This is a genomic window from Sediminimonas qiaohouensis DSM 21189, assembly GCF_000423645.1.
Lineage (GTDB): Bacteria > Pseudomonadota > Alphaproteobacteria > Rhodobacterales > Rhodobacteraceae > Sediminimonas > Sediminimonas qiaohouensis.
Genome location: NZ_AUIJ01000035.1, coordinates 1 through 24,294 on the forward strand (window position 1 = coordinate 1; position 24,294 = coordinate 24,294).

The 24,294-nt window shown below is 63.7% G+C and carries 23 protein-coding genes and 3 pseudogenes; 7 read left to right on the forward strand and 19 right to left on the reverse strand.

Annotation, left to right across the window (positions count from 1 at the left end; genetic code table 11):
- Window positions 1-321 (forward strand): annotated as a pseudogene (locus tag G568_RS19205) (transposase); the annotation flags it as partial.
- Between the two features lie 296 nt (window positions 322-617).
- Here G568_RS19205 and G568_RS0116360 read toward each other — a convergent pair.
- Window positions 618-1,721, reverse strand: coding sequence for an IS110 family RNA-guided transposase (locus G568_RS0116360; protein WP_026759012.1), 1,104 nt, complete (start codon window positions 1,719-1,721; stop codon window positions 618-620).
- A gap of 115 nt (window positions 1,722-1,836) precedes the next feature.
- Here G568_RS0116360 and G568_RS19210 point away from each other — a divergent pair.
- Window positions 1,837-2,070 (forward strand): annotated as a pseudogene (locus G568_RS19210) (IS256 family transposase); the annotation flags it as partial.
- Window positions 2,071-2,153: 83 nt separating this feature from the next.
- Window positions 2,154-3,104: a hypothetical protein gene (locus G568_RS0116370; protein WP_026759014.1), complete on the forward strand. Its 951-nt coding sequence runs from the start codon at window positions 2,154-2,156 to the stop codon at window positions 3,102-3,104.
- Window positions 3,105-3,314: 210 nt separating this feature from the next.
- Here G568_RS0116370 and G568_RS0116375 read toward each other — a convergent pair whose 3' ends face one another.
- The 4 genes from G568_RS0116375 to G568_RS0116390 all read right to left on the reverse strand — a co-directional run bounded on the left by G568_RS0116375 (window position 3,315) and on the right by G568_RS0116390 (window position 7,243).
- On the reverse strand, window positions 3,315-4,271 hold the full coding sequence (locus G568_RS0116375) for a hypothetical protein (RefSeq protein ID WP_026759015.1): 957 nt from the start codon (window positions 4,269-4,271) through the stop codon (window positions 3,315-3,317).
- Window positions 4,268-4,768 (reverse strand): hypothetical protein, encoded by a 501-nt coding sequence (locus G568_RS0116380; protein WP_157084441.1) that lies wholly within the window; start codon window positions 4,766-4,768, stop codon window positions 4,268-4,270. The genes G568_RS0116375 and G568_RS0116380 overlap by 4 nt, the downstream gene beginning before the upstream one ends.
- Window positions 4,769-4,942: 174 nt before the next feature.
- Complete coding sequence (locus tag G568_RS0116385; protein ID WP_026759017.1) at window positions 4,943-6,427, reverse strand: WG repeat-containing protein; 1,485 nt, start codon at window positions 6,425-6,427, stop codon at window positions 4,943-4,945.
- A gap of 393 nt (window positions 6,428-6,820) precedes the next feature.
- The gene (locus G568_RS0116390) at window positions 6,821-7,243 is read right to left on the reverse strand and encodes a MerR family transcriptional regulator (protein WP_026759018.1); all 423 of its coding nucleotides are present in this window, start codon (window positions 7,241-7,243) and stop codon (window positions 6,821-6,823) included.
- A 76-nt stretch (window positions 7,244-7,319) separates the two neighbouring features.
- Here G568_RS0116390 and G568_RS0116395 point away from each other — a divergent pair, with 76 nt between their 5' ends.
- From G568_RS0116395 to G568_RS20735, 3 genes are read left to right on the forward strand one after another with little or no spacing between them, the layout of a single operon-like run.
- Window positions 7,320-7,709: a mercuric transporter MerT family protein gene (locus G568_RS0116395; RefSeq protein ID WP_211222272.1), complete on the forward strand. Its 390-nt coding sequence runs from the start codon at window positions 7,320-7,322 to the stop codon at window positions 7,707-7,709.
- Between the two features lie 20 nt (window positions 7,710-7,729).
- The gene (locus tag G568_RS0116400; RefSeq protein ID WP_037374360.1) at window positions 7,730-8,032 is read left to right on the forward strand and encodes a heavy-metal-associated domain-containing protein; all 303 of its coding nucleotides are present in this window, start codon (window positions 7,730-7,732) and stop codon (window positions 8,030-8,032) included.
- A 6-nt stretch (window positions 8,033-8,038) separates the two neighbouring features.
- Window positions 8,039-8,254 carry a GDCCVxC domain-containing (seleno)protein gene (locus G568_RS20735; RefSeq protein WP_084627445.1) on the forward strand — a complete coding sequence of 72 codons (216 nt, stop codon included), beginning with the start codon at window positions 8,039-8,041 and terminating at the stop codon, window positions 8,252-8,254.
- Window positions 8,255-8,264: 10 nt separating this feature from the next.
- Here G568_RS20735 and chrA read toward each other — a convergent pair whose 3' ends face one another.
- From chrA to G568_RS0116455, 11 genes are all read right to left on the reverse strand, one after another.
- Window positions 8,265-9,461 carry a chromate efflux transporter gene (gene chrA, locus G568_RS0116405; protein WP_026759021.1) on the reverse strand — a complete coding sequence of 399 codons (1,197 nt, stop codon included), beginning with the start codon at window positions 9,459-9,461 and terminating at the stop codon, window positions 8,265-8,267.
- 57 nt (window positions 9,462-9,518) lie between these two features.
- Window positions 9,519-9,845 carry a YnfA family protein gene (locus G568_RS0116410; RefSeq protein ID WP_026759022.1) on the reverse strand — a complete coding sequence of 109 codons (327 nt, stop codon included), beginning with the start codon at window positions 9,843-9,845 and terminating at the stop codon, window positions 9,519-9,521.
- Window positions 9,846-9,885: 40 nt separating this feature from the next.
- Window positions 9,886-11,091: an MFS transporter gene (locus tag G568_RS19215; protein WP_037374358.1), complete on the reverse strand. Its 1,206-nt coding sequence runs from the start codon at window positions 11,089-11,091 to the stop codon at window positions 9,886-9,888.
- An 8-nt stretch (window positions 11,092-11,099) separates the two neighbouring features.
- Window positions 11,100-12,875: an SLC13 family permease gene (locus G568_RS0116420; RefSeq protein WP_026759023.1), complete on the reverse strand. Its 1,776-nt coding sequence runs from the start codon at window positions 12,873-12,875 to the stop codon at window positions 11,100-11,102.
- A gap of 111 nt (window positions 12,876-12,986) precedes the next feature.
- Window positions 12,987-13,823, reverse strand: a complete 837-nt coding sequence (locus G568_RS0116425) for an ATP-binding protein (RefSeq protein WP_026759024.1) — start codon at window positions 13,821-13,823, stop codon at window positions 12,987-12,989.
- Window positions 13,820-14,761, reverse strand: a complete 942-nt coding sequence (gene tatC / locus G568_RS0116430) for a twin-arginine translocase subunit TatC (RefSeq protein ID WP_026759025.1) — start codon at window positions 14,759-14,761, stop codon at window positions 13,820-13,822. The genes G568_RS0116425 and tatC overlap by 4 nt, the downstream gene beginning before the upstream one ends.
- The gene (tatB, locus tag G568_RS20030; protein ID WP_026759026.1) at window positions 14,758-15,573 is read right to left on the reverse strand and encodes a Sec-independent protein translocase protein TatB; all 816 of its coding nucleotides are present in this window, start codon (window positions 15,571-15,573) and stop codon (window positions 14,758-14,760) included. The genes tatC and tatB overlap by 4 nt, the downstream gene beginning before the upstream one ends.
- 3 nt (window positions 15,574-15,576) lie before the next feature.
- On the reverse strand, window positions 15,577-15,807 hold the full coding sequence (locus G568_RS0116440; protein ID WP_026759027.1) for a twin-arginine translocase TatA/TatE family subunit: 231 nt from the start codon (window positions 15,805-15,807) through the stop codon (window positions 15,577-15,579).
- Window positions 15,808-15,970: 163 nt separating this feature from the next.
- Window positions 15,971-17,071, reverse strand: coding sequence for an ABC transporter ATP-binding protein (locus G568_RS0116445; RefSeq protein ID WP_084627446.1), 1,101 nt, complete (start codon window positions 17,069-17,071; stop codon window positions 15,971-15,973).
- Window positions 17,072-17,122: 51 nt separating this feature from the next.
- Window positions 17,123-18,502 carry an SLC5/6 family protein gene (locus tag G568_RS0116450; RefSeq protein WP_026759029.1) on the reverse strand — a complete coding sequence of 460 codons (1,380 nt, stop codon included), beginning with the start codon at window positions 18,500-18,502 and terminating at the stop codon, window positions 17,123-17,125.
- A 116-nt stretch (window positions 18,503-18,618) separates the two neighbouring features.
- Entirely contained in the window at window positions 18,619-19,398 is a 780-nt protein-coding gene (locus G568_RS0116455) for an SDR family oxidoreductase (RefSeq protein WP_026759030.1), read from the reverse strand.
- A 183-nt stretch (window positions 19,399-19,581) separates the two neighbouring features.
- On the opposite strand from G568_RS0116455, the gene G568_RS0116460 reads away from it, so the two are divergent.
- The gene (locus tag G568_RS0116460; protein ID WP_026759031.1) at window positions 19,582-20,607 is read left to right on the forward strand and encodes a Hint domain-containing protein; all 1,026 of its coding nucleotides are present in this window, start codon (window positions 19,582-19,584) and stop codon (window positions 20,605-20,607) included.
- Window positions 20,608-20,715: 108 nt separating this feature from the next.
- Here the strand turns inward: G568_RS0116460 and G568_RS0116465 are convergent, their stop codons facing one another.
- The 3 genes and pseudogenes from G568_RS0116465 to G568_RS0116475 form a co-directional block, all read right to left on the reverse strand.
- On the reverse strand, window positions 20,716-21,780 hold the full coding sequence (locus G568_RS0116465) for an extracellular solute-binding protein (RefSeq protein ID WP_026759032.1): 1,065 nt from the start codon (window positions 21,778-21,780) through the stop codon (window positions 20,716-20,718).
- Window positions 21,767-23,500 carry a chloride channel protein gene (locus tag G568_RS19220; RefSeq protein ID WP_051203121.1) on the reverse strand — a complete coding sequence of 578 codons (1,734 nt, stop codon included), beginning with the start codon at window positions 23,498-23,500 and terminating at the stop codon, window positions 21,767-21,769. The genes G568_RS0116465 and G568_RS19220 overlap by 14 nt, the downstream gene beginning before the upstream one ends.
- Window positions 23,501-24,027: 527 nt before the next feature.
- A pseudogene (locus G568_RS0116475) lies at window positions 24,028-24,294 on the reverse strand (IS5/IS1182 family transposase); the annotation flags it as partial.

The window sequence follows — 24,294 nt, forward strand, 5'->3', positions numbered from 1 at the left end:
CTCACCCGCGCTCCGGAGCTGGCCATCGGCGACGGCGCTCTCGGGTTCTGGGCGGCGTTGCGCGAGGTCTTCGGCAGCACGCGCGAGCAACGCTGCTGGGTCCACAAGACCGGCAATGTCCTCAACGCGATGCCGAAATCCGTGCAGCCCAAGGCCAAGGGGCACCTGCACGACATCTGGCAGGCCGAGACCAAGGCTGACGCCGACGCCGCCTTCGACTTCTTCGTCGAGACCTATGGTGTGAAATACGACAAGGCGGTCGCCAAGCTGGTCAAGGACCGCGAAGTGCTGCTCAGTTTTTACGACTTCCCGGCCGAGCACTCTCATGATCGCAGTCAATGGTTTTGTCACGCCGAGCCGACCGGCCCAATCGCCGGAGGCGTTATCTTATAGATGTGCAAGGCTGGGGGTGGAACTGAGACGACGGTTGAGCATACTCTCATGCGCGGGTTGGATACCGCATGACCGTGGTTGCGTCCTGGAGCTGCCTCTTTCTGGAAACGAGCGTCAGCCTTTCAAGGACTGGCTCACAATGCTTCCCAAGGATTCTCCACCGTGTTCCACCCCCAGGTTTGCACATCAGTTGAACGGGGTGTTGCGTTTGTGATGAATGAGCGTCAGGCGGGAGTGACTTCCTGCGCAATCGCCCAGATGAAGCCGACCATCTCCCGTGCAATTGCGGTGTTTGCCACCACTGTCGGTTTGCCGCAAGCCACCAGGTGCTTGTAGCGTCGGCACATTCGCGTCTGGCCTTTCCAGCCGATGTCGCGCACGGCTTGCGGGAGGCCCTCCATCCGGTCTACCTGCTTGCGACCGACACGGGGTTGCATCCTGTAGCTCCAGGCGCCTTCAATCAACACGCGGCGCGCCAGGCTGCTGCCAACTTTCGTTATGCCGCCACGCCTGACCGTGTTGCCACTGGAATGTTCGGTGGGGGTTAGACCGAGATAGGCCATAAGTTGGCGAGGCGTTGCGAACCTGCGGAAGTCTCCAACTTCTGCCACCACGGTGACCGCGACAATGAAGGCAACACCGCGCATGGCCTGTATCGCCTCAACAATGGGGGCGAGGCTCCAATCCGGGAGCAGCTCAGCAATCTGCGCCTCAAGCCGCGCGACGCGCGCTTCGGCGTCGGTCACGGCGTGAATGTAATCCTGGAAAACGATCTGTTGGGCGCAGTGGTCAAACCGGTTTGTCGACAACCAACGCCGATAGGCCTTGGTCCAACTCTTCTTGCCGGGATAATGGCGGCCATGTCTGAGCAAAAAGCTCTGAAGATGTTGGCGGGCCTGGTTTGCGGCGCGAACAGCCGTGGCGCGTGCGCGAACCAGGTCACGCATCGCTTCATGCTCGACGTCCGGAACCCAGACAGATGTCAATTCGCTGGCGCGATGCAATTTGGCAAGCATGCGCGCATCACGGCGATCTGTCTTCACACGGTCGCCCGCTTTCACAGGAATGAGCGAGGGGGCGATAACCATGCAATCATGCCCAAGCTCGACAAGTTGATGGTAAAGGCCATAGCCACAGGGGCCGGCCTCGTAGCAGAAATACAGTTGATGCCCTTTGGCGGCCAGTTGCTCCGCAAGCTTGCGGACACGATCCGGTCGATTGGGCAGCTTGCTCCAGTATCGCACTTCTCCTCCGCGCTCGCCATCAGCAACAGCCACGGATATTGTCGCTTTGTGGACGTCCAGCCCAATAAACATGCTATCCTTCATTGGTCTCTCCTCCATTCTTGAGGCTCTGCGCCAGAACAACTGGCATAACCCTCGCTGCAGAATGCCGTAGGAGAGGCCACCCGGTCCAATTGGCGTTGAATGCGGTCATAAGGTCTGGAAGCACATCCGGACCTCGAACCCGATCGAGAGCACCTTCGCCACCGTGCGCCACCGCACCGGCAAAACCAAGGGCTGCCTCAGCCGGAAAACCGGTCTCGCCATGGCCTTCAGGCTGATGATGTCAGCCCAGGCGAAATGGCGGAAACTCGACGGCGCAAACCGCCTGCCCGAACTCGTCCAGGGGATTGCCTTCAAGGACGGCATCAAGCAACTTCCAACCGCCGCCTGATCACGCCGTCACCAACTTTCGGGCATAGCTCGTCCAGGTCCAGTGGACTGCCTATAACACCGATTCCGAGTCCGGACGCAGACTTGGCCTCAGACACGTTCCAGATCAGAAGCACGATCATTCAAGAGACCCAGGAACAAGTCGCGGGGTTCATACTGAATCGTGCCACGCACCTGATCCAGCAACAGCCCGAATTGATGGGCTTCCTGTCCGGCTCCCGCGCGGGCGGGCTGGATCTGGGCGTGACCCGCGGGCACACCAACCTTGACTTCTCCTCTTCCCCCGACTGGCCGCTCTGGATGAGCTTCAGCGGCTCCTGGTCGGATACCGGCACAAGCGAGCAAACCTATGCCTTCGGGACAATCGGCACCCATCGCGCGGTGTCCTGGAACCTTCTGCTGGGGGGTATGCTAGAGTTTGACCACACCAAGGAACAAAATGGCGCGGGCATCACCTCGGGCACCGGCTGGCTGGCGGGGCCCTATCTGGTGGGCACGTTGCAGACCCAACCGGTCTTTTACGAGGCCCGCCTTCTCTATGGGCAAAGCTCCAACACGGCGAACCCATTCGGGACCTATGAGGATGAGTTCGACACCTACCGGCTTCTGGCCAGCTTCAACATGCAGGGTCGCATGGACCTTGAGCATTTCACCTTCATTCCCGGCGTCGGGCTGTCCTATGTCTCGGACGATCAGAAAGCCTATACCGATCAGCTGGGCAATCCCATCCCAGGCCAGAAAGTGGAAATGGGTGAATTCAATTTGTCCCTCGGGTTCGAGAAGGCGATCGGCGGAGGGAACCGGTCCACCTTGCTAAGCGGTGAGGTGTCAGGTGTCTGGAGCTGGAATGATGGCACCGGTCAGGTGGCAAAGCTCAGACCCGCCTACGATGGGGGCCGGGCGCGGATTGATTTCGGTATCGATCATGAGTTGGGACCGTGGTCATCCCTCAGCGCCTCGACCTTCTACGATGGCATTGGCGCACAGGGCTACGGCTCCTACGGGATAAACATTAGCTTCAAGTCCGCGTTCTAGCAGGCTGTCGGGGTTGAGGGTTTGCTCGCTGACATGGACTGGTTTGCAATCTGTCGATCATGTCCAGTCGCCATTGGGCGGTGATGGCCCTGTGCGGATTGGCGATGCTGCTTGCGGCAAGACCGAGCCACGACATGCAGACAAGCCCAAGCGAAATCCGGGAACGGGTCATCTTGCTCATTGTTTTCATCTGTTTCCCGCCTACGGGTTTCATCCACCGCTGTATCCATCGCTGGGGGCACCGACGGAAAAGTCGAGTTTGGACCAGGCCGTATTCATCGCTTGCGCCCGGTCGGCAGGTGCAGACGAGGCGGCAAATCCTTCGCGCTGCTCGAGTATCTTGCCGGTTTCGATTTCGATGACCTGCACAAAGACGTAAATCCCGTCCTCAACGGCTTTTTGCTTGAAGTTGAGGCGGTAGCGCGGCGGATCGATCAAAGACCTACCGTCTGTCGTGCAGATGCGCACCATATCTGGTGTTGGCGGCTCTGCGGGCAGGATTTTGCCCTCCATGCTGAGATTAAGCCAGGTTTTCTGGCTGCCATCCGCGGCCGTGCTGGCCAGCACATAATCGCTGAGGCCATAGCCCGGTGCCGGTGCTTTCCCCTGCAGCGCCAGCGCCCCGGTCAATCCTTGTGCCCCGGTGGTTTGCGCCCCCTCTTCCTCATCGGGCTGGCGGGCGTCGTCGCAGCCTTCCATGTCGGGCGCGGCAATTTCGCGCGGCTCCATTACCAGGGGAAACTTGAACTTGTACCCGTGCGACTGCCCGGCGACCTCCCCCACCATGAATTTATGATCGACCACCCTGACAGTCAGTTCGGCCTTTTCGGTGCCGATATCCTGGGCAACATAAAGCGCGTCATCCATCACTGATTGGAGGAAAACCATGCGTTTGCCACCCTGTGTCAGCACAAACTGACGACCGCACTGGCTGACCTTCACCTCGTGCAGCCCCTCGCTTCTCGGATTGGGGATGATCGCGGCGAGCAAGCCCTCGCGGTTGTTATAGGCCCTGGCTACGCGCTCCGCATCGTGCATGGAATTTCCGGGCGCCACTTTGATGGTGTTCTTGCCGCTGAAGAATTCATAGGTGCCATCACAGGGCGGCGCCTCGGCGAAGGCCGGACTGGCGAGCGCAACAAGGGCAAGTATCGAGGCGAGTTTCATTTCGAGCTCTCCGTTTCGATCGGGGGGTCATTCGGGTGATCGCCATGCAGGCGGTCGCTGATATCCAAATGCGTGCAGGTCGGGATCACACCCAGCTCATGCATGCGCTCTACTGGAAACCCTTTGGGCGCTTCGTAGTCGTATTTCAGATCCCCGATGAAGCCGCAGACATCCGGCATTGCCGTTTCAGCGACCGCACCGCTCCATCTCCTGGCCTGCCGCTTCCACAAGAGAAAGGCGGCGACACCTGCGAAGGCCAACGGAAAGAGGAAAGTGGCCAGAAGCTCGCCCAGTCCGTCGGAGCCGCTGCCAGAAGACCAGAGCCAAAGGCCGAGCACGGCACCGACGCCTAGCGCGATGGCGGCGTGTCGTTTGGCGACGGCCAGAATCGCCTGCCGCGTTTCGTCAAGCTCGCTCAGGCGGGGGGCGATGCGGTCATCGAATATCGCGGAAAAGCCGGACTCGATGGGCGCGTGTTCGGTAAATGTTATCCTCATGTTTGCGTCGTTCCCTGCAGGTTGCCGCGCTTGTGTGGGGCACATTGGATGTGACGGGCGGCAGGAGCAGGTGAACCGCAAACATGAGACCTGTGGTCCATGCCGGCATGAAATACTCCGCACTCGATGTATCGCGCACTCCGCTGACCGCGCGCCCGACCCAATTGCACAAGGTTATTTGGCTTGCCGCAGCACGACGTGGCCTAGCGTGTCGAGATAGACGTAATGCGCCGCGTCATAGGCGGGTGCGCCGTCGAGATAGGCCTCGTCGCCGCAACTTTCGCCATTGTCCGCGACCACCAACCGGACCAGCCCGTTGTGGAATTCAGGCCGCAACCGGGCGTCGCACACTGTGATGCCGTCAAGCCTGTCGGGCACGAACACCATCTCGCCCTGTTGGTTCATATAGCCGAATTCCCTGGTGTCATCATATTCGACGTCCACCGGCGCCAGCCCTTCATGAAAGGCGCCGGCCGCCTCGATTTCGGCGCGCACGGGGGGGCCTGTGTCCTCATCCGAAAGCGTCACATCATGAAAAGCGAAATCATTGCTGTCCATGAAGGCGATTTCGAAGGCACCGGTCGAGACCTGCGCCAGACCTTCGGAGAAGGGCTGAGCCCCGTCCAGAGTCCATTTCCGGGGCAGTTGTAGCCGCCCGTCGGGCGAGATGAACCCGAATTGGTCGTGGTCCTCCAAGCTGGCCGGGGCAAGGCCGCCGTTGAAGTCCCCCGAGTTGGCGAAATCAGGTGCGATCGCGATTTCGCCGCTGGCGTCGATCCAGCCATGTTGTTCATCGACGACCGAACCGATCTGGAACCAGGCCAGCCCTTCGGAGAAGCTTCCGAATTCCTCGATGTCCAGTTCGGCCAATCCCTCGGGGCGCCGGTCGCGCCAATACGCCTTGCCGTCGCGGTCCAGAAAGAAAGCGGGCTGCGATGTATCGGTAAAGATGTTGGCGACCGTGCAACCCTCCGAATAGGACGTGAAGGGGGGGCGCCCGTCGACGTCCGAGGCATGTTCCGGCGCAACGATGGCTTCGCCGTCACGGTCGATGATGCCCCAGGCATTCCTACCGCCGACGATGGCGCGGCCCTCGTGGAAGTCCCCGGCCCGGTTCCATTGCGGCGAAATCTTCCAGTCACCGTCGCGGTTCACATAACCCCATTGGCCATCCTTCGGCATGGGATAGAGCGGCTCGCCATCCACCTCGACGGGTGTGCCGCAGGGCAGCGGGCCGTCGCCGCCATATTCCAGCGATGCATAGGCCGGCGCGCCATATGTGAGTTGCTCAAACAGCGGACCGCCGCACTCATACTTGCCCGTGCGCCCGGTCATGCAGGCCTTGAGCGCGCCACGAACCGTGTCTTCCGATGCGTCATCCGGTGACACGGTGAATGTCACCGGCTTGTCAACGAAGCTGGGGTTGGGGTTCTCGCTGTACTCGAAACTGATTTCGCAGGCGGGGCCGCTGGGGCCAACAACCCTGTACACGCCCTCGGCCCCTGCCGCCCGTGTGCGGAATGCTTCGGGTTCGCAGGCCTGAACGGCCGCTACAAAGCAATCCCCATCGGCGCACCCGCCGTCGGATTGGATGTACAGAAGATACCCCCCGACAGCGAGAATGCCCGCGCCGACGGCCGTAATGATCAGTTTTCGCAAGACGATGCCCTTTCAGAACTCGATATGGTTAAACTTTCCGCAACAGAACAACGGCGTGAGTGGCCAGAGCTTACAAAAGACGGGCTGTCGGTCGCGGGGACCTGCTGAGATTTCGCATAGGTAATCATTTCGCAATCTTTGTATTCTTTTCGCTATTTATGGGCGTGATGATTGCACGGTGCGTCCCGACCGCGCCCCGTTCATCCAGAGGGGGCGAAGCAATTTATCCTGAAGTGAACCGCGTTCGTGCATGAGATTCCCTCCACGAATGACAGCGCCGCTCAGCTACTTCACTCGAATGGTATTGCGGGCGAGACCTGCCTGATTGACCTGCGCGGTCCATATCGACCCCTGTTTTATTAGCGTTCTGGCCGTTTCCACCCCCTCCCCCCGCTAGCCGTCCTTTGGCCCGAGCGCATCAAGTATCGGGCAGTCAGGGACATGATGGCCCGAGCATTTCGCGGCCGTCTCCGCAAGAACCGTTTCGACACGTCGCAGATCGGCGATTTTCGCGCGCACGTCCGCAAGATGCCGCTCGGTTCGCGCCTTGACCTCGGCGCAGTTGGGCGCGGCACCGTCGTCCAGCCCCAAAAGCCCGCGGATGTCCTCCATGGGGAATCCCAACTCGCGGGCGCGCAGGATAAACCGCAGCCGCCCCAGATGCGACGCCGAGTAGATGCGATACCCCGCCGCCGTCCGGGGCGGATCGGGCAACAGGCCGATTTTCTCGTAATAGCGGATGGTCTCGATGTTGCAGCCGGTTTCGCGGGCCAGTTCCCCCCGCGTCAGACCGCTCTCGCCTTCGTGATCGGGCATCGGCGTTTTCCTCCTTGTGCCTGTAGTTGCTACAGACCCTACACCGATCACCGGTAAAGGACGAGAGGGACCGCGCATGAGCATGACCGACAATCCACATGAAACCCGGCCCGCGGACACAACAAGCCGCAAGGGGTGGCTGGCGGCGGGCGGTGTGCTGGGCGCTCTTCTCGCTTCGGCCTGCTGCATCGCGCCGCTTGTCCTGCTGATGTTGGGGATTTCCGGCGCATGGATCGCCACCCTCACCGCGCTTGAGCCCTACAAGCCGATCTTCGCCGTTATCGCGCTTGGCTTTATCGCGGCGGGGTTCTGGCAGGTCTATTTCCGCAAGGCGAAGGCCTGCGCCCCCGGCAGCTATTGCGCCCGGCCCTTATCAATGCGGATCACCAAGACCGCACTCTGGGCCGCGCTTGCCCTCGTCCTTTCGGCCCTTACCATCGATTGGTGGGCGCCGCTTTTCTATTGATCAAAAGGAAACCTGCAATGATGAAACAGCTTGCTTTCGCCCTGTTCGGGTTCACCGCAATCGCCCCGCTCGCGGCGATCCCCGCCTCGGCGCAAACCGCCGCCACAGAACAGACCGTGACCTTCGCGGTCGAGAACATGACCTGCGCGCTTTGCCCGGTCACCGTCAAACGCGCGATGGAAAACGTCGAAGGCGTCCGCGAAGTCGAGGTTAACCTGGACGCCAAGACCGCCACGGTTCTGTTCGATAGCGCCGTTACCGATGCGCAAACCATCGGCGCCGCCTCGGCCAATGCGGGCTACCCCGCCGAAGCGGCGGGATAAGTTCCGTTGGCCCAGGACACCGTTACACACTCAACCCTGACCTGCCCCGAATGCGGGCACGCCACGCTACAAGAAATGCCGACGGATGCGTGCCTTTTCTTCTTTACTTGCCCGTCCTGCGCGGCGCAGCTCCGCCCGCTTGCCGGCGATTGCTGCGTGTTCTGCTCATATGGCGACACGCCCTGCCCGCCCATTCAGGCCGGCGGCGCGTGTGGCTGTTGAGGCGCCGCGCTTATCCCAACAGCGACAGCCCCGCGCCCCCCGCCGCCGCGACAAGAACCACCACCCAAGGCGGTGCTTTCCACGCCATCAACAGGACAAAGCAAGCAATCGCCAGCGCGAAATCATGCAGATCTGAGACGGCGCTGGTAAAGACCGGCGAATAGAGCGCCGCGCCCAAGACACCGACCACCGCCGCGTTCGCGCCGCGCATCAGCGATTGCGCCCGCGCCATGCTGCGGAACCTGTCCCAAAACGGCAGTACCCCGATCAGGATCAGGAACCCCGGCAGAAACACCGCAATCAAAGCAATCGCCGCGCCCGCCGCACCATTCGGCTCTGGCCCGAGAGTCGCGCCAAGATAGGCCGCAAAGGTGAATAGCGGCCCCGGCACCGCCTGCGCCGCGCCGTACCCGGCAAGGAACGTATCCTCGCTGGTCCAACCGGGGCCGACAACCTCGGCCTGCAGCAGCGGCAAAACCACGTGCCCGCCCCCGAACACTAACGCCCCGGCACGATAGAAGCCGTCGAAGATGGCCAGGGCTTGCGCCCCGCCCGCGAGGAACGGCGCAAGGATCAGAAGGGCCGCAAAGACGACAAGGGCAAAGCCGGCCTGCCCGCGCGTCACCGGCATGATGACATGGCCGCCAACCGGCCCGTCCGCGCCGCGGCCAACAGCCAGCCCCGCCGCCGCGCCCATCCCGATGGCCGCCACCATCCCCGCGGCGCCGGGCACGAAGGCCAGAACCGCAACCGCCGCCACCGCGATGCTGGCCCGGGCGCGGTCGGGGCAAAGGGTGCGCGCCATGCCCCAAACCGCCTGCGCCACGATCGCCACCGCGACGACCTTCAGCCCCTGCAACGCGCCGACCCCGATCGGCCCCGAAATGAACGCAGCGCTCGTCGCGAACACATAAAGGATCAGCGCAGACGGCAGCGTAAAGGCGACAAACGCCGCCAGCGCCCCGCCCCAGCCCGCCCGCAACAACCCCAGTGCAAAGCCCACCTGGCTTGATGCCGGGCCGGGCAGGAACTGGCAAAGCGCGACAAGATCGGCATAGGCGTGATCGCTCAACCACCCGCGCCGGGTAATCAGCTCATCGCGGAAATACCCTAGATGCGCGATCGGCCCCCCGAAGGACGTCAAACCAAGCTTGAGAAAGGCGATGAACACCTCGCCCGCGCTGCCCTTGTCCTGTTGCCCGCTCATTGCCTCTCACCCCGTCGCGTTTGTGGTTGGGTTCGCGCCATGTACGGTGGGCACATGTCAGGTTCGCGACGGCAGCAGGATCACCGCGCTGCCCACCAGGCACAGCGCCACCCCCACAAGGTCCCAGCGGTCCGGCCTGCTGCCTTCAATAAACCACATCCAGAACATGGAGGCGGCGATATAGACGCCGCCATAGGCCGCATAGGCGCGCCCGGCAAGGACGCTATCCGCGCGTGTCAGCAGCCAGGCAAACAGCGCCAGGCTGATCATCCCCGGCACCAGCCACAGCATCGACCGATCCAGCCGCACCCACGCCCAAAAGGCGAAACACCCGGCGATCTCGGCCATGGCCGCGCCCGCGTACCACAGGAATGTCATGCTCATTGCTCCCCCCCTTCGGGCAGCGGCGCGCAACGCCGCCTTGTCATTTCACCGCTTCCGCCACCGGCCAAAGCCTGAGCGCCGCCGCCACGCCCACACTGGCCACCGCAGCCAGGCCCAGCAAGGCCGGAGCGGCACCAAAGGCCTGCATGAGCCACCCCGACAGCGGATAAGCCAACAGCCAGCACGCATGCGACAACGCGAACTGCGCCGCGAACAGCGCCGGACGATCTACTGATGCCGCAGAGCGGCGCAGCAACCGGCCCGACGGAGTCAGAACCGATGAATACCCCAGCCCCACCAGTGCCCACGCCAACAGAAGGAACGACCAGGTCAGCCCAAGGCCCGATATCACCGCCGCCAGCCCCAACAGCGTGACGATCATGATCGACGCGCCCCCAAGCATGACCTTTCTGTCCGGCACATGATCCAGCAGCCTCGGAAGGGTCAGCGCCGCGATCATGGACCCGGCCCCGAAGGCGAACATCGCCCAGGCAAGCGCGCTTTCACCCAGGCCCAGCGTGCCGCGCACTATGACCACGGAATTGACCAGCACCATCGCGCCCGCCGCCGAGGCCGCAAGGTTCAACCCCAAAAGCCCACGCAGGCGCGGCGTGGCAAGGTAGATGCGGATGCCGCGCGTGGTCCGGTCGTATATCCCGCGCCGCCCCGATGGCTGCGGGCTGGGCAGCAGGACCGACACCACCAGCACCGCGGAGGCTATGAACCCCGCCACCGTCCCCAAGAACAGCGCATTGTAGGACATCACCGCCAGCAGCAGCGCGGCCAACGTGGGGCTAAGGATATTTTCAAGATCGTAAGCCAGGCGCGACAGTGACAGCGCCCGCGTATAGCGCGCCTCGTCCGACAACACGTCGGGTATCGTCGCCTGAAACGTCGGCGTAAACGCGGCCGAGGCTGATTGCAGCGCGAAAATCAGGACATAGACCTGCCAGACCTCGGTCACGAAAGGCAGCGCCAACGCCGCGCAGGCGCGCACCAAATCAAGGCTCACCAGAAAGGCCCGGCGCGGCACCCGGTCGGCAAAGGCGCCCGCGATCGGCGCGATACCGACATAGGCCACCATCTTGATGGTGAACACCGTGCCCAGCACCATCGACGCGCCCTCGCCCGCCAGGTCGTACGCCAGCAGGCCAAGCGCCACCGTCGCCAGGCCCGTGCCCAACAGGGCAACGACCTGCGCCGCAAACAGGTGCCGGTAGGTGCGCTCGGCAAGAATATCAAGCATGGCTTGCCTCAGAACGGGAAAAACAGGGGAATGATCATGACTGCGACTGCGGCAAAGATCAGGTTCATCGGCAAACCCACCTTGATGAAATCGCGAAACTTGTAGCCGCCCGCGCCATAGACAAAGGTGTTGGTCTGATACCCGATCGGCGTGGCAAAGCTAAAGCCCGAGGCGAACATCACCGCCATCACGAAGGGCCGCGGGTCCAACCCAAGCTCCAACGCAAGCGCGATCGCGATCGGCCCGATCAGGACCGCCACAGCGTTGTTGCTGACCATCTCGGTCATCGCGCTGGTCAGGATGTAAACCGCCGCCAATATCGCCAACGGCCCCAGCCCGCCGACCAGGCCCACAAGCGTCGTCACGATCATCCCCGCAGTGCCGGTCGCGTCCAGCCCGATGCTCAGCCCCAGCATCCCGAAGATCAGGAACAGGATACGCCAGTCGATCGCATCGAACGCCTCTTCGGGGTCCACGCAGCGGGTCAGCATCACCGTCACCGCGCCGATCACGGCCAGCCCGGCAATCGGCATAATGCCCAGGGCCGCCAACGCCATCACCGCCAGGATCGTGGCGATGGCAATCGGGGCTTTCTCGCGCCGCACCGGGCGCTCGGCCGGGGCCGAAAGGTTGATCACCCCGCCATCATCCATCAGCCGCTGAATCCCTTCGGCGGTCCCTTCCAGCAAAAGTGTATCGGCGAACTGCAGGCTGACATCGTCGATCCGGTCGGAAATGTTGCGGTCGTTGCGGTGCACCGCCATGACGTAGATACCGTATTTCCGCCTGAGCCGGAGATCGCCCAGGGCCCGGCCCCGCAAGTGCGAGTTTGGCCCCACGCTCGCCTCCATCAGCAGCGTTTGATCGGCCGCCACCGGCTCGAACCCCTGCCCCGATATGTCGCGGAACTCGACCTGCCCGTTTTCCTTCAGGCCCAGGATCTCGCCCGTGTCAGTCTTGATCACCACCCGGTCACCGGCGCGCAGCTCCAGATCGCGCAGTTCGCGACGCAGTGACGTGTCGCCCCGGATCACGTCCAGAACCCGCGCCTGCCCCGAGGTGAACGGCAGATCATTCAGCGTCTGCCCAACGTATTTCGACCCCGCCGGGATCAGCAGACGCGCCATGAACTGCCGCTTGCCGCCCTGCCCCAGAAGGCTCGACATCGAGCTGCGATCGGGCAACAGGAACCGCCCCGCGAACACCATGTAGAGCATCCCGACCGTGGCAAGGATAAGCCCCGGAAGCGTCATTTCGAACATGGTGATGGGCTCTAGCCCGGCCTCGGTGGCGACGCCGCTCATCAAGATGTTGGTCGAGGTGCCGACCAATGTCAGCGTCCCGCCGAAAATCGCGGAAAACGACAGCGGTATCAATAGCTTGGACGGAGTCACCCCAACCCCGGACGCCAATGAGATCATGACCGGCGTCATCAGGATCACCACCGGCGTGTTGTTCATGAAAGCAGACGCCAGCATCGTGCCGAACATCATCAGCAACATCGTCCGCAGGTAAGAGCCCCGCGCCCGTTGCCGCAAGAAATCGCCCAGGAGCTGTAGCACCCCGGTCCTCTCCAGCGCCGAGGAAATGATGAACATCATCGCGATGGTGATCGGCGCGGGCGAACTGAACACCGCCAGGAACGCCTGCGTGTCGATGATCCCGGTGGCAATCAAGAACGCCGACGCCCCCATTGCCGTCACTTCGGGCGGGTAGAACTCCTTGAAGAAGCTGACGAAAACGCAGCCCAGAAGAACCAGCACTATGATCTGTTCAACGGTCATGCGACAAACCCGGATGGAAGATACAGCGCCTGCGAGTACCGCAAATTAGACCGCCCAATGCAACACTTGCCTTCGCGCTGCGACCATCCGCACCGGGCGCGGAGGGGCCTCCTAAATGGCAACGCCGCGCCGTCCGGCCAGATCCGTGAAATACTGCCATGCCACGCGCCCCGACCGGGCGCCGCGGGTGGCCTGCCATTCAATCGCCTCGGCGCGCAGGGTCTCGTCGTCGATCTCGACCCCATAGGCGTCGCAATAGCCGCGGATCATGGCCAGGTATTCATCCTGCCCGCAGGGATGAAAGCCCAGCCACAGACCAAAGCGATCCGAGAGCGATACCTTCTCTTCGACCGCCTCGGACGGGTTGATCGCGCTTGAGCGCTCGTTCTCAATCATGTCGCGCGGCATCAGGTGGCGCCGGTTCGACGTGGCATAGAACAGCACGTTCTCGGGCCGCCCCTCGATCCCGCCATCAAGAACCGCCTTGAGGCTCTTGTAGTGCTGATCGTCGCTCGAAAACGACAGATCATCACAAAATAGCAAGAACCGCGCATCGCTGCCGCGCAGCAGCGACAAAAGCCGCCCCACGCTTGGCAGGTCCTCGCGCTGCAGCTCCACAATCTTCAGCGGAAGCCCCTTTTGCCGGACCGCCCCGTGCGCCGCCTTGACAAGGCTGGATTTGCCCATGCCGCGCGCGCCCCAAAGCAGCGCATTGTTGGCCGGCAGGCCGCGCGCGAACTGCTCGGTATTTTCAAGCAGCGTATCGCGCGCCCGGTCGATATCCAGCAGCAGGTTCAGATCGACGCGGTTCACCTGCGCCACCGGCACCAGGCGATCAGGCTCCACATGCCACACGAACGCATCCGCCGCATCGAAATCCGGCGCGGGCTGCGGCGCGGGCGCCAGTCGCTCCAGCGCCCCCGCGATACGCTTGAGGTCCTCGCTCACGTCTTGGCGTCCCCGTCGCCGCTGTCCCCGTCGTCGTTGTGGTCGTCATCCTCGTCGAACTCCGCCATCAGCGGATCATCGTCAAGCGCTTCGTCCTCGTCGTCGTCATCCTCGAACCACAGGCCTTGCGCCCGCAGCTCTGCCTCGCGCTTGGTTTCCACCCGACGCACCAGCCAGATCGAGATCTCGTAGAGGCCGAAAACCACCACGAACAGGATCACCTGCGTGATGACATCGGGCGGCGTCACCAGCGCTGCCAGCACCAAAATGGCCACCACCGCGTATTTGCGCACCGCGCCCAGCCCCGCGGCACTGACCAGCCCGGCCTTGCCCATAAGGGTCAACAGAACCGGCAACTGGAAACACAGGCCAAAGGCCACGATGAACTTGATTGTCAGGCTGAGGTATTCCTGCGCCGACCCCTGAAAGGCGATCCCGGCCACGGCGTTCTTGTCCGCGGCCCCCTCGCCCAGGACCGAACCGGGTTGCTGGAACCCCAGGAAGAAATCGAACGCCAGCGGCGTGACCACGTAAAACGCAAACGCCGCCCCCAGCAGGAACATGAACGGCGAGGCGATCATGAAGGGCAAAAACGCGCCCTTTTCATTGCGATACAGCCCCGGCGCCACGAAACGCCACATCTGGAACGCGATATAGGGAAACGACAGCATCAGACCGCCCAAGAGCGAGATCGACACCGCCACGAAAAAGCCCTCCTGCAACTTGATCAGGATCAGTCCGCAATCGGAATGCCCGCGCTCGGCCATGGCCGAACACAGCGGATGCGTCAGGAAATCAAAGATCGGGTTCCAGACCGTAAAGCAGATGATCATGCCGATGATGAAAGCTACGACCGAATGGATCAGCCGGTTGCGCAGCTCCGTCAGATGCTCGATCAGCGGCGCGCTGCTTTGCTCGATCTCGTCTGTGTCGCTCATGTATTATCCCCGGAGGACTTGTTCTTGGGCGCCGCCTTGCTGGGGGCTGCCTTTTTGGATGCCGTTTTTGACGTGGTCTTTGCGGTGCCCGCCTTCGACGTGCTAGCCTTCGACGTGCCCGTTTTTGCCGTGCCGGTCTTCGCAGCGCCGGTCTTGGCCGAAGATGTCTTGGAGGCTGCTGACTTGCTCGCCGCTGTCTTTGCCGCACCTGTCTTGGCTGCGCCCGTCTTGGCCGCCCCGCTCTTCGACGTGGTAGCCTTGGATGCAGGCGCCTTACTGCGCGTGGTTTTCGCGCCGCTACCCGACTTGGCCTTGGCCTGACTGGATGCGACCGATTTGCTCGCGCTCTTGGCCTTGCCCTTGGACGTGCCCGTTTTCGCCGTATCGGCGCTTGCGCCGCCCGCCTTTTCCGCGGCTTCCTTCTCGGCGGCTTTCGCCTCGGCCGCCTTGCGCTCCAGCGCCTTGTTGGCAGACGATTCGCGGATCTTGCGCGCGGCGTCAGCGCGGTCCTCGGCCAGTTTTCCGGTCTCCGAATCCGGGTCCCAGTTGGTGAACCCCTCGGTCGCGTCCTTGATCTTGTCCATGCCCAGCTTCTTGGGGTTGGCCACATCGCGGAAGGTGCTGGCCATGTCGTTGACGCCCGATCCTTCGGCGGCGTCATCCATCGCGCGGCTGAACTCACGCGCCATGCCCTTGGCCTTGCCCACGAACCGCCCGACCGAGCGGAACAGGCCCGGCAGGTCCTTCGGACCCACCACGATCAGCGCGACAATGCCGATCAGCAGCAGCTCGGTCCAGCCAAGATCAAGCATGAATCAGACCTTGTCCTTGTCTTGCTCTTGGTTTTGCTCGGGGGTCACGTCCTTCGCATCGTCGGCGTCGGCCTGATCCTCAAGCTCCTTGTTTCCTTCGCTCACACCCTTCTTGAAAGAGGTGATGCCCTTGCCGACCTCGCCCATGAGCGAGCTGATCTTGCCGCGCCCGAAAAGCACCAGCACGACCACCGCAATCAGCAGCAGGCCCGGCAGTCCGATATTGTTAAGCATGTCTTGTCTCCCTACTCCGCGACCGCCTTTGCGCAGGCGCCGCACAATTCGTGTTTCCCGTATCTAATGATGATCCGCCGCCGTTGGAAGAACCAAAGCGCCGCATCGCCTGATTTTCCCCCTCAAATGCCTTCCGAGGGGGGCTTGGCGCCCCTCGCGCCCCTCAATCGGCCGCGCCTTCCGCCGGAAACACGAAGCACCTGTCGCGCCGGATCATCAGCCAGAGCGGCTTGCCCGGCCCCGGCAGGAACACGTTTGGCACCGTCGCCTTGAGGATCGAGCCGTCGAAATCCATGCGTATCTCGACCAGGCTCTCGCTTCCCATGAAGCGCGCGCGCACCACTTCGCCGCGCGCTGCGACGCCATCCTGCGGTGTCGGACTGGGGCCGCGTCCGGCGCGATCCAGGTCGATCTTGATGTGCTGCGGGCGGATCACGATCTCGACCTCGGCGCCATCCGGCACCCCGGGGGCCAGGAACTGCCCGAACGGCGTATCGGTCAGTGCACCTTGAACTTTGCCGCGTATCACGTTGATATCGCTAAAGAACGCCACCGCCTGCCGATCCAGCGGCGCGTTGTAGATGTTATAGGGCGCGCCCTGCTGCACGATTCGCCCACCGCGCATAAGCGCGATCTCGTCGGCCATGCGCATCGCCTCGTCCGGCTCATGCGTGACCAGCAAAACAGCGGCATCTTCCTGCTTGAGGATTTCCAGCGTCTGATCGCGGATATCGTCGCGCAGGCGGTTGTCCAGCCCCGAAAACGGCTCGTCCATCAGCATGATCCGCGGCTGCGGCGCCAACGCCCGCGCCAGCGCAACGCGCTGCTGCTCGCCCCCCGATAGCGAATGCGGGTAGGCGTCGATGAACCGCATCAGATCGACCCGCTCAAGAAGCTCGGTAACGCGCGCGCGCTTTTGCTCACGGCTGCCCGACAGGCCAAACGCCACGTTTTCGGCCACGCTCAGATGCGGAAATAGCGCGAAATCCTGGAACATCAGGCCAATTGCCCGCCGTTCGGGCGGAACGCGAAACACCGTGTCGCAGATCAGGTTGCCATCGACCCAGATCTCGCCCTCGTCCTGCATCTCGACCCCGGCGATCATGCGCAGGGTGGTGGACTTGCCGCAGCCGGACGGCCCCAGCAGGCACGTCACCTGCCCCGGCATCACCGAAAGCGACACGTGATCGACAACCGCCTGCCCATCGAACCGGCGGACAAGGTCGCGTATCTCCAACCGGGGCACAGCAGGGGCAGAAGGCACTTGGTTCTCCGGGTATTTTTCCGATCAAACTGATCGGGATTTGACCGCCATTTAGCAGTCTGCCCCATTTCCTGCAACCCTGCCCCGGCTGCTCAGGACGCTGGCGAACCCGGCCACCAAGACCACCACGCAGATCACCAGCAGTTGCAGGTACTTGTGCCCCTCGGGCAGAACCGCCGCAACCGCAGGCACATCGCGCAGGAAATACGCCAACGCCCCGGCCATCGCCACGGCAAACGCCCCCAGGTAGCCCGCGCGCCCGATATCGCGCCCCGCGATCAGCCCGACCGCCAGCACCGGCGCCAGGAACATCGACGCGGTGCCGCTGACCGCGACCGCATCAAACAGCGTCTGGTTGCCCCACAGCGTCAGCGCCGCGCCCAACGTCATGAAGACCAGCATCGCAACACGCCCCCCCAGCAGGCTACGCGGCGCAAGGCGCAATTCCTCGACCACCAGTCGCGCGGCGCTCGATAGCGCCGAATCCAGCGTGCTAAGCGCCGAGATCAGCAAGCTCAGCATCAGCGCGGCAAACACCCACGGCGGGAATATCCCCGCCCATGTGCCGATCAATTGCCCCTCATAGGCGGCCCCGCTCAGCCCCGCCTGGATGCCGAAAAACCCAAACCCCAGGATCAGCGCCGCCGAGATCCAGAATGCATGCAGGAACGACGCCCGCGTCACCGCCCTGTCGGCCAAGAACCCGCGATCCATCATCACCGGGTCATGCGCCGGGTAGGAAAACACCTGCAACCCTGCGACCACCAGCAATATCCATCCATTGGTGCTGCCCGACACGCCCTCGGCCGTCATTACCGCGCCAAGGTCGAACTCGGGACTGCTCAGCAGCGCCGCAAAGGCCAGCGCGAAAACCACGAGAAACAGCACCATCTGCACCACGTCGGTGCGCAGCGCCGCGCTAAGGCCGCCCCACGCCGAATACGCCAGCCCCAAGGCCGCCACCGCAAGGATCGCCCATGTGCCCCCACCCGGCAGGACCGCGCCGAAAATCAGGCCGACCACCAACAGGTTCGCGAACACCTCCGACAAAAGTCGCAGCGCGATCACCACGTTATAGGCCCCCGCGCCGACCCCGCCAAAGCGCGCGCTCAACCAGTCCTGCACCGATCCAGCGCCCGACGCCCTCAGCCGGTCCACGATCAACGCCCCGGTCAGGAACGAGGCATAATACGCCGTGTAGGCCAGCGTGCCCGCGATACCGTAATAATACCCAAGGATCGCCGAGTTCATCAGCGACCGCGCAAAGATCCAGGTCGTCACCTGGCTCAGGACAAGCATCCACAAGCCCGGCGCCTGCCCTTCAACGCCGCGCCCGCCGAAAAAGCCGTCCACGCTGGCGCGGCGGGGGGCCGCCCATAGGCTAAGCACAGCAACGATTGCGAAAAGCGCAACAATGATCATCGGGTGCATGGGCGGTCCTTTCAAAGGCGTGGCAATATGATTGCCGTACCGCTAGCAAGCCCCGCCGCTCGATACCATGCACAAGAAAGTGAGCGGGCACCAACACGCGCCCGCCCCGCACCCTCCTATAGCGTCGCGTTCACCGCGCCGCCATCCAGCAGCACGTTCTGCCCCACCATGAACCCGGCGTGCTGCGAGCTAAGGAACGCGCACATTGCGCCGAACTCCTGCGGCGTGCCATAGCGCCCCGCCGGGATCGTGGCGCATCGCTGCGCCTTGGCCTCTTCCATGGTGATGCCCTCGCGCTCGGCCACGCCGCTATCCAGCGCCTCGGCGCGCGCGGTGTCGTGGATGCCGGGCAGCAGGTTGTTCATGATCACGCCCTTGCCCGCCACCTGCCGCGAAGTGCCCGCGACATAGCCGGTCAGCCCCGCGCGCGCACTGTTCGACAGGCCCAGAACGGCGATCGGCGACTTGACGCTTTGCGACGTGATGTTGACCACCCGGCCCCAGCCGCGTTCCATCATCCCCGGCACCAGCGCCTTGATCATCGCGATCGGCGCCAGCATGTTGGCATCCAGCGCCTTGATGAAATCCTCGCGCTCCCAGTCCGTCCACATGCCCGGCGGCGGGCCACCGGCGTTGTTGACCAGGATGTCCACCTCGCCCGCGGCATCCAGCACCCGCGCGCGCCCCTCTTCGGTCGTGATGTCGGCGGCCACCGTGGCCACCTCGACATCATGCGCGGCGCGGATCTCCGCAGCCGCCTCTTCCAACGCGCCTTCGCCGCGCGCGTTCATCACCAGGTGCACGCCCGCACCCGCCAATGCCTCGGCGCAGCCACGCCCGAGCCCCTTGCTCGATGCGCAAACCAGCGCCCGCTTGCCTGAAATTCCCAGATCCATCGCGCCTCTCCTCCAGTTGCATGTTCCGTGTCCGCGCCAAGGCCTAGCGCCCCCCGCGCCACATTTCCAGCAAATCACCGCGCCAAGGTCCAGAACATGACACATTGCTGCGCCAAAACACTTGCAACGCGCCGCTAAACTGCGGACGATAGCCCCTTTCAACCCACTGAATTGACCGCCAAAATGACAGCCCCCACGACCAACGCCGCCAACAGTTCCGCTTTTTCCCTTCCGGTCTACCGTGCGGCCGATCTTTGCGTGACCCATGGCGCAAACCTCGGCGACACCCTGACTATCGCGGACGAGATCGAGCCTAACGATATCTACACCCTGTCCGATACGGCCGCCCCCGTGCGGCTTGGTCTGAACGCGGCCACCGATGACACGCTGGCCGTCGCAGCGAACACTGAAACCGGCAGCCCCGGCGCGCCGGTTCGGATCGATTGCTGCCTGACGCTGATGTCGCCCGGCGGGCAAACGACCGAGCTTCTGGTGTTGGCGCAGCACGGACCCCACGATGAGGCCGAAACCATCCATGCCCTGCCCCTCGCCGCACTGTCCCCGCGCACCGATTATACCGTGGTGCGGATCGATACCACCGGCCTGCGCGCCAAGCTGGCCGAGATTGCCTGCGTGTCCTTTGCGCGCGGCACCCACATCACGCTCGCCTCGGGCGCGCAGGTCCCGATCGAGGATCTCGACGTCGGTGACCGCGTCCTGACCCGCGATGACGGCGTGCAGCCGATCCGCTGGATCGGCCAGAACACCGTACGCGCCGTGGGGGAGTACGCCCCCATCGTGATAGCGGCCGGGGCGCTCAACAATTCCCGCGATCTGGTCATCAGCCCCGAACATCGGCTGTTCATCTATCAGCGCGACGACGCCCTCGGCGCCGGCCGGGCCGAGGTGCTGGTACGCGCGCGCCACCTCGTCAACGGCTCCAGCGTGACGCGCCGCGATGGTGGGTTCGTGGACTATTTCCAACTACTGTTCGACGCGCACCACATCATCTATGCCGAAGGGATCGCCGCCGAAACCCTGTTGCTGAGCCCGCAAACGCGCCCCGCGCTCCCCGAGGACCTGTCGCATCAGATGGCAGGCGCCCTGCCCGGCCACGAAGGCCGCGCGCACTTGACATTCGAGGTCGGTGAAACCCTGCTCAGCCACCCCGACACCGCCGATATCCTGCGCCGCGCATCAACACGCTAGCAGTTTGCGCGGAGCGATCACGAAGTCGCGATAAGACAAGTTTATGATAAAATTAAAGCAAAATAAACGATTACAAATCGTATTTGGACAATTTTAAGCCCCAACGCCTCACTCCTCCGCTTCGTTCAGCCACGCCTGAAACCGGCGCGCGCGCAGTTCCTCGGTATTGGCGTACCAGGCCGCGTCGCGCACCAATGCCCGCGCGCCGTGTTGCGGCGCGTTCGGAAGGTAGGCGCGCATCGGCGTGCCGGTCTTGGGGTTGGACCCGATCCGCGCATAGGCCGACACCCGCGCCGGGCCATAGGGGATGCGTTCGGCAAGGCGCGCCATCGCCTCGGGGGACGATGCCTGTGCCACGAAGGCACGGGCGGCGTCGGGTGCATCCGTCGTTGCCGCGATCGCCCACACCTCGACCCCGACGATCTGCCCATCCCACACGACATCGATCGGCGCGCCGCCCAGTTCGGCCGCGTCGAAAAACCGCCCGTTGTAGCCCACCGCCATCGTCGCGCGCCCATCCTCCAGCATCTGCGCAGGCTCATCCGTAGTGCGCCACCACACGATATGGTCGCGGATCGTGTCCAGCTTGCGAAACGCCAGCCGCAGCCCGCGATCCGTGCTCAGCAACCCGTAGATCTGCGCGGGCGGCACCCCCTCGGCCATTAGCGCCCATTCAAGGATGCCGTCCGGGCTTTTCTGTACCGCGCGCCCGCCGGGGAACCTCTCAACATCGAAGAAATCCTCGATTCGGGTCGGTTTGACGCCCAAAAACGCCCGCTCGTCATAAGCCATTACCCGCGCGTAAACGTTCTGCGGCACCGCGCAGCGCGACGGCGCGGCGGGCGCGAAATCGGCCAATGCCTCCGCGCCCAGAAGGGCCTGCGGGTCCAGTTCCAGCAACAATCCCTTGGCACAAGCTACCCGCGCCTGATCGGTCAGCATGTCGATCACATCCCATCCCTCCGACGCCCCCCGCCGGGCCAGCGCACCCGCCGTGCCATCGTACCTGACCATCTCGACCTGCGTGCCCGTCTCCTGCGCAAAAGGGGCGACCATCGCCGCGTGCTGCGCCGCCTCATAGGCGCCGCCCCAACTGACGACGGTCAGGTCCTGTGCCGCCGCTGGCCCGGCCAGCGCCGCACAGCATAGCGCGAGAGACCTAAAGCGATGCATTCTCTTCCTCTCTGAGCCGCTCCGACTGATCGACCCACGCCGACACCACGGCCGCCTCCGCCACTGCGCCAAGGTAGCGGCCGCTGCTGCGCTCTGTCACCGGCACGGCGTCACCGACGAAATCGCGCAGCTGCGCCATCGCGCTGGCAACATCCGTATCCTCGTGGAAAACCAGGCTCGCAGGCCGCGCCGCCACGCCCACCGTGGCGGCGCCCTCGCCGGCGGCGGGGGTAAACACGCCCACCAAACGCCCTGCGCCGTCGGTGACAAAGGCCTGCCGCCAGTCCCGCCGCTCCAGCCGCGCGGCCACCGCACCCGGCGCCTCGTCTGCCTGCGCGGTCACTGCCTCCTCGCTGGCCAGGTCCAAAACACGCAACGCAGCCAGCCGCGCCCGGTCGCGCCCCAGCGAGAAATCAAACCCCCGCCCGGCCAGTTGCACATCGAACAGTGACCGCCCGAATAAGCGGTGCGACACAAGGTTGGAAAACACCACCGTAACCATCGCCGCGATCGTCACGTCATAGTTCCGCGTCAACTCGAACACGATCAGGATACAGGTCAGCGGCGCACCGATCACCGCACTGGCAAAGGCCATCATGCCCCCGATCGCATACACCGCCACGCCCGATGTCGCCACGCCCCCGGTGCCCGAAACCAGCATCCAGAACAGCGCGCCGGTCAGGCTCCCGATCAAGAGCGCGGGGCTGAACACGCCGCCCGAAAACCCCGCCCCGATGCACAGCGCCGTCAGCGCGATCTTCGCCGCGATCAGGATCACCAGCTCACCCTGACCGAACGCCCCCTCGATGGTCGCAAAGCGTAGCACCTCCGTCCCGATGCCCAGAACATCCGGCAGCGCCAGCGCCGTCACGCCCAGCACCAGACCCGCCGCAGCCGGCCGCAGCTCGGCCCGCCGGATCACCTGCGCGCACGCCGGCCCCGCCCACAGCAAAAGGCGCATGAACCCCACCGCCGCCAACGCCACCACCAGCCCTAGCACCGCGAACAGCGCAAACTCGTAGCCATGCGCCACCCCCGCGAAATCCACCAGGAATAGCGCCGGCCGGTCGAAAACCACGTTCGCAATGACATACCCCGTGGCCGAGGCCACAGTCACCGGCGCAAAGGCCTGCGTCGCGTAGTGTCGCAGCACCACTTCGTGCGCGAAGACCAGCCCCGCAATCGGCGCGTTGAACGCGGTGGAAATGGCCGCCGCCACGCCGCAACTGATGGCAATCTCGGCAAGGTTCGGCACCCCCCATTTCAGGCGCCGCGCCGCCCCCCCGATCAGCGCGCCCAGGTACACCATCGGCCCGTACTGGCCCACCGATGCCCCCGCCCCCAGCGACAGCGCCGCCGTCGCGGTCGAGATCAGCCCGCTGCGCCCATCCGGCAGGGCGGTGTGAAACTGCACCGCGCGGATCACGTCGGGCGGGCCCAACGGGCGGCCCGCGGGCGACAGATACCTGTGCGCCAGCCCCACCAGCAGCCCACCAACCGTCGGCACCAGCAGCGTCGCCGTGACCACCAGCCAATGGATCTGCTCCCACTGCACCCGCGCCTTGGGCGCAACCAGCAGCCAAGTGTTCAACGCCGAAACCAGCTCGACCAGCGCGATCGCCGCCAATGACGCCGCCGCCCCGATCACCAGCGCCGTGCCGGTCAGGATCAGCATCCGGCTGGCGGGATGCCTCGCCGCACTGTGCGCGGCCTTGCTCATGCCCGCCAGTGTCCACGCTCCGCGCACACCGATCAAGTCCCGAGGTCAGACCGCCCTGCACAGGCCGTTGGGTCATCCTGCCGGCCGCGCGAAACGCTCAAGTCATTGGAAATGGTGGGTGATGAGAGACTCGAAGTCTCAGAACCATTGACTACAGCATTGATTTCGCGACAGTTTTCAGGACGCGCCGCCTTGAATTAGCACCAACTCTATGTACCACAGTTGTCGCTTGCAAGGGGGGTGATGATACGATCATAGATCTGCGCCCTGTCGCGAGAATCTTCATTTTCAAGACCGCAACCTGAGCTTCGGACAGACGCCAATCGCTTCCTAACGCATGGCTAGTTCACTATCGTAGAGGCCTTTTTTCGGCAACAAGCTGGCTAGGCTATCTTCTTTGCTGCGGCCATTGACTGTCGGCAAGCTGGGGCCAAACAGTGACTTTGCCATTTCATGAACTGCTGCCGTGCGATGACTCTGTTGCACAAATTGGTTGAAGGCCAGACGCCCCCTTTCCCCAGACAGACTCATCCTACGGGCTCAGTTATGGGTATGCCGAGCGCGGTATAGCCGTTCATGACGAGGATGCGGACTTGGACTTCCGCAACCTGACGATCGAAGTCCCGCGCCATGAGGCGCTGGCCCAGCATTTTCACGCAGTGCATTTTGGTCTCGACGCGGCTTCGGCGGTGGTATCCACTCCAGTTTCGCCAGATCGCGCGGCCGAGGTATTTCGAAGCTCGCAGGGCCTCGTTTCTGGCCATTGCACCCGCGGTGACGGTCTTCCACGGCTT

Bases quoted from the DNA above. Each gene is read 5' to 3' on its own strand.
- G568_RS19220 (WP_051203121.1), bottom strand. From the start codon at position 23,500: ATGAGCAAGGCCGCGCACAGTGCGGCGAGGCATCCCGCCAGCCGGATG.
- tatC (WP_026759025.1), bottom strand. From the start codon at position 14,761: ATGAGCGACACAGACGAGATCGAGCAAAGCAGCGCGCCGCTGATCGAG.
- G568_RS0116420 (WP_026759023.1), bottom strand. From the start codon at position 12,875: ATGACCGTTGAACAGATCATAGTGCTGGTTCTTCTGGGCTGCGTTTTC.
- G568_RS0116460 (WP_026759031.1), top strand. From the start codon at position 19,582: ATGACAGCCCCCACGACCAACGCCGCCAACAGTTCCGCTTTTTCCCTT.
- G568_RS0116395 (WP_211222272.1), top strand. From the start codon at position 7,320: ATGAGCATGACCGACAATCCACATGAAACCCGGCCCGCGGACACAACA.
- G568_RS0116440 (WP_026759027.1), bottom strand. From the start codon at position 15,807: ATGCTTAACAATATCGGACTGCCGGGCCTGCTGCTGATTGCGGTGGTC.
- G568_RS0116410 (WP_026759022.1), bottom strand. From the start codon at position 9,845: ATGAGCATGACATTCCTGTGGTACGCGGGCGCGGCCATGGCCGAGATC.
- G568_RS0116450 (WP_026759029.1), bottom strand. From the start codon at position 18,502: ATGCACCCGATGATCATTGTTGCGCTTTTCGCAATCGTTGCTGTGCTT.
- chrA (WP_026759021.1), bottom strand. From the start codon at position 9,461: ATGAGCGGGCAACAGGACAAGGGCAGCGCGGGCGAGGTGTTCATCGCC.
- G568_RS0116390 (WP_026759018.1), bottom strand. From the start codon at position 7,243: ATGCCCGATCACGAAGGCGAGAGCGGTCTGACGCGGGGGGAACTGGCC.
- tatB (WP_026759026.1), bottom strand. From the start codon at position 15,573: ATGCTTGATCTTGGCTGGACCGAGCTGCTGCTGATCGGCATTGTCGCG.
- G568_RS0116360 (WP_026759012.1), bottom strand. From the start codon at position 1,721: ATGAAGGATAGCATGTTTATTGGGCTGGACGTCCACAAAGCGACAATA.
- G568_RS0116400 (WP_037374360.1), top strand. From the start codon at position 7,730: ATGAAACAGCTTGCTTTCGCCCTGTTCGGGTTCACCGCAATCGCCCCG.
- G568_RS0116465 (WP_026759032.1), bottom strand. From the start codon at position 21,780: ATGCATCGCTTTAGGTCTCTCGCGCTATGCTGTGCGGCGCTGGCCGGG.
- G568_RS19215 (WP_037374358.1), bottom strand. From the start codon at position 11,091: ATGCTTGATATTCTTGCCGAGCGCACCTACCGGCACCTGTTTGCGGCG.
- G568_RS0116375 (WP_026759015.1), bottom strand. From the start codon at position 4,271: ATGAAACTCGCCTCGATACTTGCCCTTGTTGCGCTCGCCAGTCCGGCC.
- G568_RS0116380 (WP_157084441.1), bottom strand. From the start codon at position 4,768: ATGAGGATAACATTTACCGAACACGCGCCCATCGAGTCCGGCTTTTCC.
- G568_RS0116455 (WP_026759030.1), bottom strand. From the start codon at position 19,398: ATGGATCTGGGAATTTCAGGCAAGCGGGCGCTGGTTTGCGCATCGAGC.